Source organism: Stenotrophomonas lactitubi (assembly GCF_002803515.1).
Lineage (GTDB): Bacteria > Pseudomonadota > Gammaproteobacteria > Xanthomonadales > Xanthomonadaceae > Stenotrophomonas > Stenotrophomonas lactitubi.
Genome location: NZ_PHQX01000001.1, coordinates 1405734 through 1420132 on the forward strand (window position 1 = coordinate 1405734; position 14399 = coordinate 1420132).

Consider the following 14399-nt stretch of genomic DNA (forward strand, 5'->3'; position numbering starts at 1 on the left):
TACGAGGGTCTGCGGTTACGCAGCGGCAGCCTGCTCGCGGCGGGGCCCTTCACGCAGCGCGCGGCCCACCATGCCCACCAGCAGGTCCAGCTCGCTGCTGTCCATGCCGAAGTGCGGGGTGAAGCGCAGCGAGTTCTCGCCGCCGTGGATCACGTTGATGCCGTGCTGGCGCAGCCATTCCTCGGTGGAATTGGCGCCATAGCACTTGAACTGCGGGGCCAGCTCGCAGGAGAACAGCAGGCCGGTGCCCTGCACCTTGGTGATCAGGCCGCCCAGCTCGTTCTTCAGCTGCTCCAGCTTGCGCACGGCCTCAGCGCCGCGCTCGGAGATCGCCGCGCGGACCTGCGGGGTCAGCTGGGCCAAGGTGGCGCAGGCCACGTCCAGCGCACGCGGGTTGCTGGTCATGGTGTTGCCGTAGATGCCCTTGCGGTACAGCTGCGCGGCGTGCTCGGTCACCGCCAGCACCGACAGCGGGTACTGCGCGGCGTTGAGCGCCTTGGAATAGGTTTCCATGTCCGGCGCATCCAGGCCTTCGAAGCCCGGATAGTCGACCACCGACAGCACGCCATGGGCGCGCAGGCCGGCCTGGATCGAGTCCAGCAGCAGCAGGCTGCCGTGGGCGCGGGTCAGTTCGCGGGCCAACGCATAGAACGCAGGCGGCACGGAGCGGCCCGGGTCGCCTTCGCCCATCACCGGCTCCAGGAACACCGCTTCGATGAACCAGTTGTTCTGCGCGGCATCCTCGAACACCTTGCGCAGCCCGGCCTCGTCGTACGGGGCGACGGTGATCACCGACTCCTCGCCACGGTAGCTGGCCAGGTGCTGCATGTAGGTCTTGCGGCTGGAATCGGAATACAGCGCCGGGCGGTCGGTACGGCCGTGGAAGCTGCCCTTGATGACCACCCGCTTGATCGCCGCACCGGCATGGCGCGCGCCCGGGTCGGTCTGCAGCTTGGCGTTGACGTCGGCGATGCGCGCGGCCAGGCCAACCGCTTCGGAGCCGGAATTCAGGCACATGAAGCGTGTGAACGGACAGCCGCCACGACGGTGGCCGATCTCGGCCCGCAGCGCGGTGATGAAGCGCTGCTGGGACAGGCTGGGGGTCATGATGTTGGCCATCACCTGCGGCCGTGACATCGCCTCCATGACCGCATCGGGGGTATGGCCGAAGCCGAGCATGCCGTAGCCACCGGCGTCATACAGCACCGCGCCCTTCAGGGTGACCACCCACGGGCCGCGTGCGGCCAGCGCCACGTACGGGGTCACCGCATCATCGGCGTAGAAATTGACGAAGCCGTCCTGCATGGCATCGATCTGCGCCTGCTCATCCTGTGCCAGCAGCGGCCCCAGCTCGCCCTGCACGCGCGCGAATTCGGCAGCAGCGGCATCGACTGCGGCAACCAGTTGCGGATGGTTGGCGGCGAGGGCGGTCAGGGTTGCGTCATCCAGGCCGTTGGTGAGGCGGGTGCCGGGCTGGGCGCGGAGGGGGGCGAGGCGTTCGATGAAGCTCATTGCAGATCTCCTGAAACGTTGGGTCGCACGGGCCTTCAAAAGCAAAACGCGCGTCTTTACGCGCGCTTGGGGCGGGCTCGTGCAGCGGACTTCCTCGTCGATGCTAGCACTTGTTTTTTTGCGCGATAACCCCGCAAAAGACTGCTGCATAGCAGCATTTTGCGCGACGTTCGAGGTCCGCTGCGCAGGCTCGCAGACGCTGGACGTACAATGCGCGCCATTGTCGACCTGTTGCCGTCCACTGCCTTGAAGAAGTCCGATTTCCATTACGACCTGCCGGCCGAACTGATCGCCCAGGCACCCTTGGCCGAACGCTCGGCGAGCCGTCTGCTGCTGGTGCCGCCGGCTCCGGCTGCCTTCACCGATCTACAGGTGCGCGACCTGCCGTCGCTGCTGCAGCCGGGCGACCTGCTGGTGTTCAACGACACCCGGGTGATCCCGGCGCGCCTGTTCGGGCAGAAGGCCAGCGGTGGCCGCGTGGAGATCCTGATCGAGCGCTTGCTCGGCGGCCAGCAGGCGAGGGCCCAGGTGGGTGCCAGCAAGTCGCCGAAGCCCGGTAGCCGGATCGCGTTGGACCCGGGTGGTGAAGCCGAGGTGCTCGGGCGCGATGGCGAGTTCTACGTGCTGCAGTTCCATGTGCCGGAATCGCTGGAACAGTGGCTGCTGCACGCTGGCCGGCTGCCGTTGCCGCCTTACATCCAGCGCGAGCCGGGCGTGGACGATCGCGAGCGCTACCAGACCGTGTTCGCCCGCGAAGTGGGCGCGGTGGCGGCGCCGACCGCCGGCCTGCACTTCGATGAGGCGCTGCTGGCGGCACTGAAGGACAAGGGCGTGGATTTCGGCCACGTCACCCTGCACGTGGGCGCAGGCACCTTCCAGCCGGTGCGCGCCGACGACCTGAAGGACCACGTGATGCACCGCGAGTGGCTGAACGTGGGTGCAGAGCTGGTGCAGCAGGTGCGCCGCACGCGTGCGGCCGGTGGCCGGGTGATCGGCGTGGGCACGACCGTGGTGCGCGCGCTGGAAAGCGCGATGCGCGATGGCGAACTGCTGCCGTTCGCCGGCGAAACGCAGATATTCATCACCCCGGGCTACCGGATCCGCAGCGTCGACGCGATGGTCACCAACTTCCACCTGCCCGAAAGCACGCTGCTGATGATGATCTCGGCCTTCGCCGGCAAGGAGCGGGTGTTCGAGGCCTACCAGCACGCGATCGAGCAGCGCTACCGCTTCTTCAGCTACGGCGACGCGATGCTGCTGTTCCCGCAGGCGGGGTAGGGCTGAGGTGGGTAGCGCCGGGCCATGCCCGGCGGGGCGGAGTTGCGGGTCATCTGCCGGGCATGGCCCGGCGCTACCGGAGCAGGAAAGGCGGTTTTGGGAGAGAATAGGCGACTATTTGCCCGAACGACCGCTCCATGTCCCGATTGCAGTTCCAGCTCCAGACCCGTGATGGCCGCGCCCGCCGTGGCCGCCTGACCTTCCCGCGTGGCACGGTGGAAACGCCGGCCTTCATGCCGGTGGGGACCTATGGCTCGGTCAAGGGCATCCTGCCGGACCACGTGCGGGCGCTGGGTGCCGAGATCATCCTCGGCAACACCTTCCACCTGTACCTGCGCCCGGGCCTGGACGTCATCGCCGACCATGGCGGCCTGCACGGCTTCTGCCGCTGGGATGGCCCGATCCTGACCGACTCCGGCGGCTTCCAGGTGTTCTCGCTGGCCCACCGCCGCAAGATCACCGAGCAGGGCGTGACCTTCGCCTCGCCGACCGACGGTGCCCGGGTGTTCCTCGGCCCGGAAGAGAGCATGAAGATCCAAAAGGTGCTCGATTCGGACGTGGTGATGATTTTCGACGAGTGCACGCCGTACCCGGCCACCGAGGACGTCGCCCGCCGCTCGATGGAGCTGAGCCTGCGCTGGGCCCAGCGCAGCCGCAACGCGCATGACGAGCTCGGCAATGACGCGGCCCTGTTCGGCATTGTCCAGGGCGGGGTGCACACCGATCTGCGCAGCCGTTCGGCCGAGGCCCTGCAGGGGATCGGCTTCGACGGCTATGCCATCGGCGGCCTGGCCGTGGGTGAGCCGGAAGACGAGCGCAACGCCATGCTCGACCATCTGGACCCCGAGCTGCCCGCCGACCGGCCGCGCTACCTGATGGGCGTGGGCCGCCCCGAGGACCTGGTCGAGGGTGTCGCACGTGGCGTGGACATGTTCGATTGCGTGATGCCGACCCGGAATGCGCGCAACGGCCACTATTTCACCTCGTTCGGCACCGTTCGCATCCGCAATTCACAGTACGCGCGGGACATGGACCCGATCGAGCCGGGCTGTGGCTGCGTGGCCTGCGCCGGCGGCTATACCCGCTCGTACCTGCGTCATCTGGACCGCTGCAACGAGATGCTGGCGCCGATGCTGGGCACCCAGCACAACCTCTTCTATTACGAAAAACTGATGGCTGACATCCGCGCGGCCATCGAGGCGGGAACCTTCCTGGCCTTCCGCGAGTCCTTCTACGCAGCACGCGGGGCGGTGGCGCCGCCCCTGTAAACCCGCAGCACCCCCTGCCAAACGGCCCAAGGACGAATGCCCGGGGCCGTGGCATACTTCAAGGCTGACCCAGATCCGCGGTCGACACCTCGTGCCCGTGAAACGGCCGAAGCGCCGCCCAACCAAAGGACCAACGATGAACCTGCTTGCCTTCCTGATTCCCGCCGCCCACGCCCAGGCCGCTGGCGGCCAACCGCAGGGCATGGGCCTGACCACGCTGCTGTTCCCGATCATCCTGATCGCCATCATGTACTTCCTGATGATCCGCCCGCAGATGAAGCGGCAGAAGGAGCACAAGTCCATGCTTGAGAAGATCAAGCGCGGCGACGAAGTGCTGACCAACGGCGGCATCGCCGGCAAGGTCACCGATATCGGCGACAACTTCGTCACCGTCGAAGTGGCCGAGAACGTGCGCATCCGCGTGCAGAAGGGCGCTGTCGGCAGCGTGCTGCCGACCGGCACCCTGGATTCGGCCAAGTAAGCCACTCCCTTTCTGAAGCACAACCGCGGCGCCGGGGATGGCGCCGCGCGGGACCCAAGCAATGCTCGAATTTCCACGCTGGAAGTACGTCGTCATCGTGATCGTACTGGCGCTCAGCGCGCTGTACGCACTGCCCAACATCTACCAGAAGGACCCGGCCATCCAGATCACCGCCAACCGTGGCGGCCAGGTCGACGATGCGCTGCGTGACCGTGTGCTGGCCGACCTGAAGAAGGCCGGTGTCACCACGCTCGGCGCAGAGAAGGAAGGGGACAGCCTGATCGTCCGCCTGTCGGACCTGAAGTCGCAGTCCGCTGCCAGCGATGCGCTGCGTGACAGCGTGGGCGAGAACTACACGGTGGCCCTGAACCTGGCCTCGACCGTGCCGGATTGGCTGGCCAAGCTCGGCGGTCGCCCGATGGTGCTGGGCCTGGATCTGCAGGGCGGCGTGCACTTCGTGCTGCAGGTCGACCAGAAGGCCGCGCTGGACAAGCGCCTGGATGCCTACACCGAAGACGTGCGCAGCACCCTGCGTGATGCGCGCATCGCCTACCAGTCGGTGGAGCGTCGTGCCGACAACACCATCGTCGCCAACCTGAGCCCGTCGGCCGGCGAAGATGCCGGTACCCGTGCCCGTGCCGCGCTGGCCAAGGCGCAGCCGACGCTCGGCTACGACGTCAGCGGCAACCGCATCACGGTCTCCATTCCGGAAGCCGAGATCGCGCAGATCGCCAACGGCGCCATCGAGCAGAACATCAACACCCTGCGCAACCGCGTGAACCAGCTCGGCGTGTCCGAGCCGATCATCCAGCGCCAGGGCGCCGACCGCGTGGTGGTGCAGCTGCCGGGCGTGCAGGACACGGCCGAAGCCAAGCGCATGATCGGTGCCACCGCCACCCTGGAATATCGGGCGGTTGTGGATGGCAACGCGCAGGATGCCATCGCGTCGGGTCGTATCCCGCCGGAAGCCAAGGTCTACCAGCGTCGTGACAACGGCGGCCCGGTGCTGCTGAACAAGCGCGTGATCGTCACCGGTGACCAGATGGTGGCCGCGCAGGCGGTGACCGACTCCACCAGTGGCACCCCGGCAGTCAGCGTGACGCTGAACAACGTCGGTGGCCAGCGCATGTTCGACTTCACCAGTGCCAACGTGAACAAGCCGATGGCGGTGGTGTACACCGAGCGCGTGCCGACCGTGACCGTCGTCGACGGCCAGGAAGTGCGTGGCTTCAAGGTCAACGAGGAAGTGATCTCGGTGGCCAACATCAACGGCGTGTTCGGCAAGAACTTCCAGACCACCGGTCTGCAGAAGAAGGAAGCCGAAGACCTGGCCAAGCTGCTGAAGTCGGGCTCGCTGGCTGCGCCGATGGACTTCGTCGAAGAGCGCGTGGTCGGCCCGAGCCTGGGTGCGGAGAACGTCAAGAACGGCATCACCGCGGTGGTTTACGCGTTCATGTTCACGCTGGTGTTCTTCACCATCTACTACCGCATGTTCGGCCTGATCACCTCGGTCGCGATGCTGTTCAACCTGCTGATCGTGGTGGCGGTGATGTCGCTGTTCGGCGCAACCATGACCTTGCCGGGCTTTGCCGGTCTGGCGTTGTCGGTCGGTCTGTCGGTCGACGCCAACGTGCTGATCAACGAACGTATCCGTGAAGAGCTGCGTGCCGGAGTGCCGGGCAAGACCGCGATCGTGACCGGTTACGAGCGCGCTTCGGGCACCATCCTCGACGCCAACCTGACCGGCCTGATCGTCGGTGTGGCGCTGTTCGCATTCGGTACCGGTCCGCTGAAGGGCTTCGCGCTGACCATGATCATCGGTATTTTCGCTTCCATGTTCACCGCGATCACCGTATCGCGTGCACTGGCGACGCTGATCTACGGCCGTCGCAAGAAGCTCCAGAACGTGGCCATCTGACGGGACGACACGCACATGAAACTGTTTCCGCTGCACATCCTCCCGAACGATACCAAGATCGACTTCATGCGCTGGCGCCATGTCGCGATGGTCGTCACGATCATCGTGTTCCTGGCATCGATCGGCATCATCGGCTTCAAGGGCTTCAACTACGCTCTGGACTTCACCGGCGGCACCCTGATCGAAGCCCGCTTCGAACACGCGGTGGACGTCGAGGATGTCCGCAGCAAGCTTGAGCAGAACGGCTTCGACGGCGCCCAGGTACAGAGCGTCGGTGGCAACACCGACCTGCTGATCCGCCTGGCCCCGCACGGTGAACATGCTCCGGGTACCGGTGGCGCCTCTGCCGAGGACAAGGCCACTGCTGCGGCCGTGGTCAAGGCGGTTTCTTCGGCGGACAACCAGGCCACTGTGCTGCGCAACGAGTTCGTTGGTCCGCAGATCGGCAAGGACCTGGCGATGAATGGCCTGTACGCCACCATCTTCATGCTGGCCGGCTTCCTGATCTACATCGCGGTGCGCTTCGAATGGAAGTTCGCGGTTACCGCCAGCATCGTGGCCATGTTCGACCTGATCGTGACGGTGGCCTACGTGTCGCTGCTCGGCCGTGAGTTCGACCTGACCGTGCTGGCCGGCCTGCTGTCGGTGATGGGTTTTGCGATCAACGACATCATCGTGGTGTTCGACCGTGTCCGCGAGAACTTCCGCAGCCTGCGCGTGGAGCCGATGGAAGTGCTGAACCGTTCGATCAACCAGACGCTGTCGCGTACGGTGATCACCGCGGTGATGTTCTTCCTGTCCGCGCTGGCCCTGTACATGTACGGCGGCAGCTCGATGGAAGGTCTGGCCGAGACGCACATGATCGGTGCGGTGATCGTGGTGCTGTCCTCGATCCTGGTCGCGGTGCCGATGCTGACCGTGGGTGCCCTGCGCGTGACCAAGCAGGATCTGCTGCCCAAGGCCAAGGACATCGAAGCCCTGGAGCGTCGTCCGTAAGCCTCTGCTGCACGCAGTACACAGAGAACCCCGCGCAAGCGGGGTTTTTTGTTGGCAGGGCTTGCAGCCCTGCACCTGCTGAGGCAACAGCAACAGCAACGGCAACAGCGGGTTATCCGTGGGATGGCGGGGCGGTGTCGGATTGCGGGGACGCCGCAAGTACGTCCCTGTAGGCTTGGCAGCCGCATCCATGCGGCTGACACCCCGCAATCCGACACCGCCCCACCTCTGACAGATCCCCACGGCTGTGGGTAGGTGTCGACCTGGGTCGACACATCTGTCAGATATCGAAACAATTCTGGGGTCAGATCCGTTTTCCTTCGGAAAACGGATCTGACCCCAGCATGGATGCCGCGGCCAAGCCTACAGGGACGTATTTACGGCGTCCCCCGCAACCGGACCCACCCCGCCATCCCTCAGTACCCCAGCTTTTGACGTTGCTTCGGCCGTTGTCGTTGCCTCTGCAGGTGCAGGGTGCAACCCTGCAGAACACCACCACCCTACGGCAGCGTCGGTTGTGCAATCGGCCCCTGCGCACTACGATCCTGCGGTTCGCGCGCACACGCGTGCCCGTATTCCTGCTGAGCGCCCTGTGCGCCGCATCTGCCAACCCGAGGTCTTCATGGTCATCAAACCGCGCGTCCGCGGCTTCATCTGCGTCACCACCCACCCGACCGGCTGCGACGCCGCCGTCAAGCAGCAGATCGACTACATCCGTGCGCGCCCGCCGATCCAGAACGGCCCCAAGCGCGTGCTGGTGATCGGCGCCTCGACCGGCTACGGCCTGGCCGCGCGCATCACCGCCGCCTTCGGCAGTGGCGCCGCAACCCTGGGTATCTTCTTCGAGCGTCCGGGCAGTGAAACCAAGCCGGGTACGGCGGGCTGGTACAACTCGGCGGCGTTCCACAAGTACGCCGACGAAGCAGGCCTGTATGCCAAGAGCATCAACGGCGATGCGTTCTCCGACGAGGTGAAGGCGAAGACCATCGAGATGATCAAAGCCGATCTCGGCCAGGTCGATCAGGTGGTCTACAGCCTGGCTGCGCCGCGCCGCAAGCACCCCAAGACCGGTGAGATCATCAGCTCCACGCTGAAGCCGATCGGCGAGCCGATCACCCTGCGTGGTCTGGATACCGACAAGGAAGTGCTGACCGAAACCCACCTGCAGCCGGCGACTCCGGAAGAAATCGCCGGCACCGTCGCGGTGATGGGCGGTGAGGACTGGCAGATGTGGATCGACGCGCTGGCCGATGCCGGCGTGCTGGCCAATGGTTGCACCACCACGGCCTTCACCTACGTGGGCGAAGAGATCACCCAGGCGATCTACTGGAATGGCTCCATCGGTGCCGCCAAGAAGGATCTGGACGACAAGGTGCTGGGCCTGCGCGAGAAGCTGGCCAGGATCGGCGGCGATGCGCGCGTGTCGGTGCTGAAGGCAGTGGTGACCCAGGCCAGCTCGGCCATTCCGACCATGCCGCTGTACCTGTCGCTGCTGTTCAAGGTGATGAAGGAGAAGGGCACCCACGAAGGCTGCATCGAGCAGCTCGACGTGCTGTACGACATTCTGTACGGCGCCAAGGCCGATGGCGTTGCGGTCGATCGCCTGCGCCACGATCTGGTCGACGGCGATGGCCACACCGTCGCGCTGATCGATGAAGAAGGTCGCCTGCGCGCCGACTACAAGGAAATGACGGCCGACGTGCAGGGTGAGGTGCTGGCGCTGTGGCCGCAGGTGACCAACGAGAACCTGTACGAGATCAGCGATCTGGCCGGCTACAAGGCTGATTTTCTGCGTCTGTTCGGTTTCGGTGTCGAAGGCGTCGACTACGAAGCCGACGTCAACCCGGACGTGAAGATCGACAATCTGGTCGATCTGACCTGATGGAAAAAGGCCGGCGCAAGCCGGCCTTCTTGATTATGTAGAGCCGAGCCATGCTCGGCTGCTCTTCGCTTGGACCCTGCAGCCGAGCATGGCTCGGCTCTACAGAGAGGCATCAACCGAACTCGAAGTTCATCGCCGGCGCTGCAGGGCCGACGAAATCGCCCTGCACGTAATCCACGCCGGCACTGAACAGCAGTGTCATCGAGTTGGCGTCGCTGACGAACTCGGCCATGGTGCGGATGCCGGCTTCCTGTGCGCGTGCGGTGATCTGGCTGACCCGGTCGATGTTCTCGCGGGTGGCGGCCAGGTCGCTGGTGAAGCCGCGATCAAGCTTGAGGAACTGCGGCTGGAAGTGGGCCAGCAGCTGGAACGAATCCAGGCCCGAGCCGAACTGCTCAAGGCCGATCCGGCAGCCGAGCGGCGCCACTTCCGCCAGGAACTGCTGGGCGCTGCGCAGGTGCGTGAACACCTTTGACTCCGGCGCATGCAGCCACAGGCGTTCGCCCGGTACGCCGTGTGCCTGCAATTGCTGGCGCAGCGTGGCGATCATCTTCGGATCGTCGAACGATTCCGGCGTGACCTTCACCAGCATCTGCGTCGGATGACCCTCGCGCGCACGCGCGCCCAGTACCGCGATCGCCTGCGAGACGACCCAGCGGTTGATGTCCGCCAGCAGGCCGTGTTCTTCGGCGATGCCGAGGAAGGCGGTCGGGCTCAGCAGCTCTCCGTTGTGTTCCAGCCGCAGGTAGGCTTCATACAGCTCCAGCGACTCGCCCTGCAGGTTCAGCACCGGCTGGTAATGCAGCTGGAAGCCATCGCCTGCCAAGGCCTCGCGGATACGCGCGACCCAGCGCTGCACGCGCTCTTCTTCCACGCGATCGACAGCGGCCGGGTCGAAGATGCGACAGGTATTGCCGAGCGCGGCAGCGGCCTGCGTACATTCACTGGCGCGCGCCAGCACCTGGCCGATGCTGGCGATCTTCTCGCCCACCTGCACCCCGCCAATGCTGACGGTCACCGTGGCCGAGCGCGCACCGATGCTGAAGACGTGCGCGGCGTAGGCTTCACGGATGCGCTCGGCCAGTGCCACGGTCTGTGCATAGGGGCCGGACTGCAGCACGGCGAAACTGTGTTCGCCGAAACGGGCCAGCTGCGCATCCTCGCCAACGACCTCGGCCAGCAAGGCGGCGAGGGCGCCGATCAGGGCGTCGGCCGAGGCCAGTCCGATATCCGGGATCAGACGTGCGTAATGATCCGGTTCGACCATCAGCAGGCCGAACTGCCCCTCGCTGCGCCCCGCCTGTGCAACCGCGTCCTCGACCTGCAGCATGAAGGTCGGGCGGTTGAGCAGGCCGGTGACCTGGTCGCGCTGGCGCAGGTCTTCGACCTCGCGTGCCAGCTCCGGGTCGAATTCCATGCGCCGGCGGAACACCACCTGCAGGCAGGATTCTCCCTCGTAGGTGGCTGCGGTGAACTCCATCGTCGCCGGGAAGGCGTTGCCGTCCTGGTGGCGGGCGTCGAGCTGGTACTGCGGTGGCGGCGCGTCGCCGCGGCTGAGTGACTTCAGCAGCTGCTTGAAATCATCCACGTGCTGGGCGGCGACCATGTCCAGCAGCGAGATGCCTTCGACCTCCTCGAAATCCTCGTAACCGAACATTTCCAGGTAGGCATCATTGGCACGGATGTGCATGCCTTCGTGGACATAGGCAATCGGTTCACGCGACGAGGCGATCAGCGCGTCGCAGCGACGCTCGGTCTCGCGCATCTGCGCTTCGATCCGGCGCAGGCCGCGGCGGGCCTGCAGGTCGACCCACTGGTCGCGGATCACCGCCAGCAGGTGTTCGGCGCGCTGGCGCAGGGCGAGGGCGCGAACGCCGTTGCTGCTGGCCTGTACCAGTTCGTCCTCGTCGATGCGCTCGGCCAGCAGCACCAGCGGGATGTCCTTGCCGCTGGCGGCGATGTGCTGGGCCACCAGTGGCAGCGGGATGCTCTGCGAAGGCGCAGCCAGCACCAGGTCGATCGCCTGGCTGGCCAGTACCTGCGACAGCTCGGCCGAGTCCTGCGGGCGCCATGGGCGCACGGCGATGCCGCTGTTGCGCAGGGTGCTGACGATGGCTTCGGCGTTCTCGCCGCTGTCATCGACGATCAGCAGGCGGATGGTGATGTCGTTCGCGTTCTGCATGCACTGCTCCCCAATCTGCAAATCTAGATACACGATGCGTGGCGGCGCGTCCATGCGCGCAACGCTTGCGTGCCCGGAACGGCGATGCGGTTCACACCACGCAGCCGGCCGCGTGCCCGCTGGCCCAGGCCCACTGGAAGTTGTAGCCGCCCAGCCAGCCGGTCACGTCCAGCACCTCGCCGACGAAATGCAGGCCGGGCACCCGCTTGGATTCCAGCGTCGACGAAGAGACCTCGTTGGTATCGACACCGCCCAGGGTAACTTCGGCGGTGCGGTAGCCCTCGGTGCCGCTGGCCACCAGCGGGAATGCTGAAAGCACCTGCGCTGCCTTGCGCAGGTCCGGCTCGTCCAGCTGACGTACCGGGCGGTCAGGCAGCCAGTGCTCGCACAGGCGCTGCGCCAGTCGTTTGGGCAGCACATCGCCCAGCACTGTACGCAGTTCCGCGGCGGGGCGTTCGCGCTTCATCTGGCGCAGCCATCCGGCGGCATCCTGGCCGGGCAGCAGATCCAGCGACAGCGCGTCACCGGGTTGCCAGAACGAGGAAATCTGCAGGATGGCCGGGCCACTGACGCCACGATGGGTCAGCAGCATGAAGTTGCGGAAGCTGGTGCCGTTGCAGCTCGCCTCGACCGGCAGGGCGACGCCGCTGAGCTCGGCCAGGCGCTCCTGGTGGGTGCCGCTGAGTGTCAACGGCACCAGGCCGGCGCGCGTCGGCAGCAACTGGTGGCCGAACTGGCGCGCGATCTCATAGCCGAACCCGGTTGCACCGAGGCTGGGAATGGACAGGCCGCCGGTGGCGACCACCAGCGAGGCGCAATGGAACAGGCCGTGCGTGGTGTGCACGCGGAAGCCGTCAGTGCCGTGCTCGATGCGCTCCACGCTGCACTGCGTGCGGATCTGCACGCCGGCCTGCTGGCACTTGTCCACCAGCATCTTCACGATCTGCTTGGACGAGACATCGCAGAACAGCTGGCCCAGCTCTTTTTCGTGATAGGCGATGCCGTGGCGCTCGACCATCTCGATGAAGTGGTAGGGCGAGTAACGCGCCAGCGCCGACTTGCAGAAATGCGGATTGGCCGACAGGAAGTTGGCCGGGGTGGTGCCGGTGTTGGTGAAGTTGCAGCGACCACCGCCGGACATCAGGATCTTCTTGCCGATCTTGTTGGCGTGGTCGATCACCTGCACATGCCGGCCGCGCTGGCCCGCCGTGATCGCGGTCATCAGCCCGGCTGCGCCGGCACCGATCACCAGCACGTCGCAGCGGATCGTGCTCATGCCTTGGCGCGCTTGCGCCAGTTGGGGATCACGTCCAGCTGCATCTGATCGTTGAGCAGCTGCACTTCGGCGTCCTGGATCAGCACGCTCCAGCGCATCGCACGCTGGATCTGCTGGCCCCACAGGTCGACGAATCCGCCGTCCAGGTCAACCACCGACAGGTTGTCGAAGCGGGCCAGGCCCTTGCCCTGTTTCTGCCACCAGATGTCCGACGCATTGCCACCGTAGTTGACCACCTGCACCTGTCGGCTGCGGTTGCTGGCCTTGCGGATGCGCGACTCGTCAGGATGGCCGAGGTCGATCCACTGCAGGATGTCGCCGGTGTAGTCGTGTTCCCACAGGTCGGGCTCATCGTCGGTACTCAGGCCGCGGCCGAACTCCAGGCGGTCGCCAGCGTTCAGCGCGAAGGCGAGCAGGCGCACCATCAGGCGTTCGTCGGTTTCAGACGGATGCTGGGCCAGGGTCAGGTTGTGGGTCGCGTAGTAGCCGCGATCCATGTCGCTGATCTGCAGTTCGGCCTTGCGGATGGTGGCGGTGAGGGCCATGAAGATCCAGAGGGGTAAAGACCGTCAATGATAGAGGTTTGCCCCGGGGGTGTCCGGTATGGGGGGTGTCGGCAGGGCGTGATCGGTGGCACGCTGGCCGTCCTGATTCTTCCGGCTTGCCCTGTCGTATGTCCCGTTCACGTCCGTGCCGCCTGCAGATCTTCGGCATCGCGACCACGCCATGACCACGCCCAGTCGACTGCAGCTGCCGCCCGGTAACTGGGTTTCCCTGCTGGAGGGGCTGTGCGCGCGCTTCCCGCGCATCGATCGGTTGCAATGGGAGAGTCGCTTCGCGCGAGGCCGGGTGCAGGACGCGCAGGGCAGGGCGCTGGCAGCGGACATGCCGTGGCAGGTGGGGCTGGAGATCCGCTACTTCCGTGAAGTGGCTGACGAGCCGGTGATTCCCGTCGTGGAGACCATCCTGCATCACGACGCGCACCTGCTTGTGGCTGACAAACCGCACTTCCTGCCGACCGCGCCTGCCGGTGCCTTCGTGCGCGAAACCCTGTTGGCGCGCCTGATCGAGCGCACCGGCAACACCGAGCTGGTGCCGTTGCATCGGCTGGACCGGCTGACGGCCGGCCTGGTGTTGTTCTCCACCCGGCCGGAGACGCGCGACGCCTACCAGCGCCTGTTCCGTGAGCGCCGCATCGAGAAGACTTACGAGGCGCTGGCACAGGCCTTGCCCGATCTGCGGTTTCCGCTGGAGCGGCACAGCCGGCTGCAGCCAGGGGAGCCGTTCTTCCGTATGGTCGAAGGTCCCGGCGAACCGAATGCGCGGACCCGTATCGAGGTCATCGATGCGCACGGCCCGGTCTGGCGCTACCGGCTTGTGCCGGAATCCGGACGCAAGCATCAGCTGCGCGTCCATATGGCTGCGCTCGGCGCGCCGATCCTGGGCGACGGGTTCTACCCGCAGCTGCAGGACCGGCCGCAGGGTGAGGGCGAGCCGCCGTTGCAGCTGCTGGCGCAGGCACTGGCCTTTGATGATCCGCTGACGGGCCAGCGGCGCAGCTTCCGCAGTGCGCGCACCTTGAGCGTTTCCGGCTGAGGTACAGCTG

Annotated in this window: 11 protein-coding genes; 7 read left to right on the forward strand and 4 right to left on the reverse strand. The window is 65.9% G+C overall.

Going from position 1 to position 14399, the window contains the following annotated elements; all coding sequences use genetic code 11:
* Positions 1–15: 15 nt before the first annotated feature.
* Positions 16–1512 (reverse strand): aminotransferase class III-fold pyridoxal phosphate-dependent enzyme, encoded by a 1497-nt coding sequence (locus CR156_RS06865; RefSeq protein WP_100552290.1) that lies wholly within the window; start codon positions 1510–1512, stop codon positions 16–18.
* Positions 1513–1758: 246 nt separating this feature from the next.
* Between CR156_RS06865 and queA the strand changes: the two genes are divergently transcribed.
* The 6 genes from queA to fabV all read left to right on the forward strand — a co-directional run bounded on the left by queA (position 1759) and on the right by fabV (position 9335).
* Positions 1759–2790: a tRNA preQ1(34) S-adenosylmethionine ribosyltransferase-isomerase QueA gene (gene queA / locus CR156_RS06870; RefSeq protein WP_100554086.1), complete on the forward strand. Its 1032-nt coding sequence runs from the start codon at positions 1759–1761 to the stop codon at positions 2788–2790.
* A gap of 137 nt (positions 2791–2927) precedes the next feature.
* The gene (gene tgt, locus CR156_RS06875; protein ID WP_100552291.1) at positions 2928–4058 is read left to right on the forward strand and encodes a tRNA guanosine(34) transglycosylase Tgt; all 1131 of its coding nucleotides are present in this window, start codon (positions 2928–2930) and stop codon (positions 4056–4058) included.
* 136 nt (positions 4059–4194) lie between these two features.
* Entirely contained in the window at positions 4195–4539 is a 345-nt protein-coding gene (gene yajC / locus CR156_RS06880) for a preprotein translocase subunit YajC (protein WP_089240484.1), read from the forward strand.
* Between the two features lie 61 nt (positions 4540–4600).
* Positions 4601–6457: a protein translocase subunit SecD gene (secD, locus tag CR156_RS06885; protein WP_089240486.1), complete on the forward strand. Its 1857-nt coding sequence runs from the start codon at positions 4601–4603 to the stop codon at positions 6455–6457.
* 15 nt (positions 6458–6472) lie between these two features.
* Positions 6473–7453, forward strand: coding sequence for a protein translocase subunit SecF (gene secF / locus CR156_RS06890; protein ID WP_100552292.1), 981 nt, complete (start codon positions 6473–6475; stop codon positions 7451–7453).
* A gap of 622 nt (positions 7454–8075) precedes the next feature.
* Positions 8076–9335: an enoyl-ACP reductase FabV gene (fabV, locus tag CR156_RS06900; protein ID WP_100554087.1), complete on the forward strand. Its 1260-nt coding sequence runs from the start codon at positions 8076–8078 to the stop codon at positions 9333–9335.
* Positions 9336–9447: 112 nt separating this feature from the next.
* On the opposite strand, the gene CR156_RS06905 is transcribed toward fabV, so the two are convergent.
* The 3 genes from CR156_RS06905 to CR156_RS06915 form a co-directional block, all read right to left on the reverse strand.
* Positions 9448–11517: an EAL domain-containing response regulator gene (locus tag CR156_RS06905; RefSeq protein ID WP_100554088.1), complete on the reverse strand. Its 2070-nt coding sequence runs from the start codon at positions 11515–11517 to the stop codon at positions 9448–9450.
* 91 nt (positions 11518–11608) lie between these two features.
* Positions 11609–12793, reverse strand: a complete 1185-nt coding sequence (locus CR156_RS06910; RefSeq protein WP_100552293.1) for a BaiN/RdsA family NAD(P)/FAD-dependent oxidoreductase — start codon at positions 12791–12793, stop codon at positions 11609–11611.
* On the reverse strand, positions 12790–13338 hold the full coding sequence (locus tag CR156_RS06915; protein ID WP_025875114.1) for a YaeQ family protein: 549 nt from the start codon (positions 13336–13338) through the stop codon (positions 12790–12792). The genes CR156_RS06910 and CR156_RS06915 overlap by 4 nt, the downstream gene beginning before the upstream one ends.
* 181 nt (positions 13339–13519) lie before the next feature.
* On the opposite strand from CR156_RS06915, the gene CR156_RS06920 reads away from it, so the two are divergent.
* Complete coding sequence (locus CR156_RS06920; protein WP_100552294.1) at positions 13520–14389, forward strand: pseudouridine synthase; 870 nt, start codon at positions 13520–13522, stop codon at positions 14387–14389.
* Positions 14390–14399 lie beyond the last annotated feature (10 nt).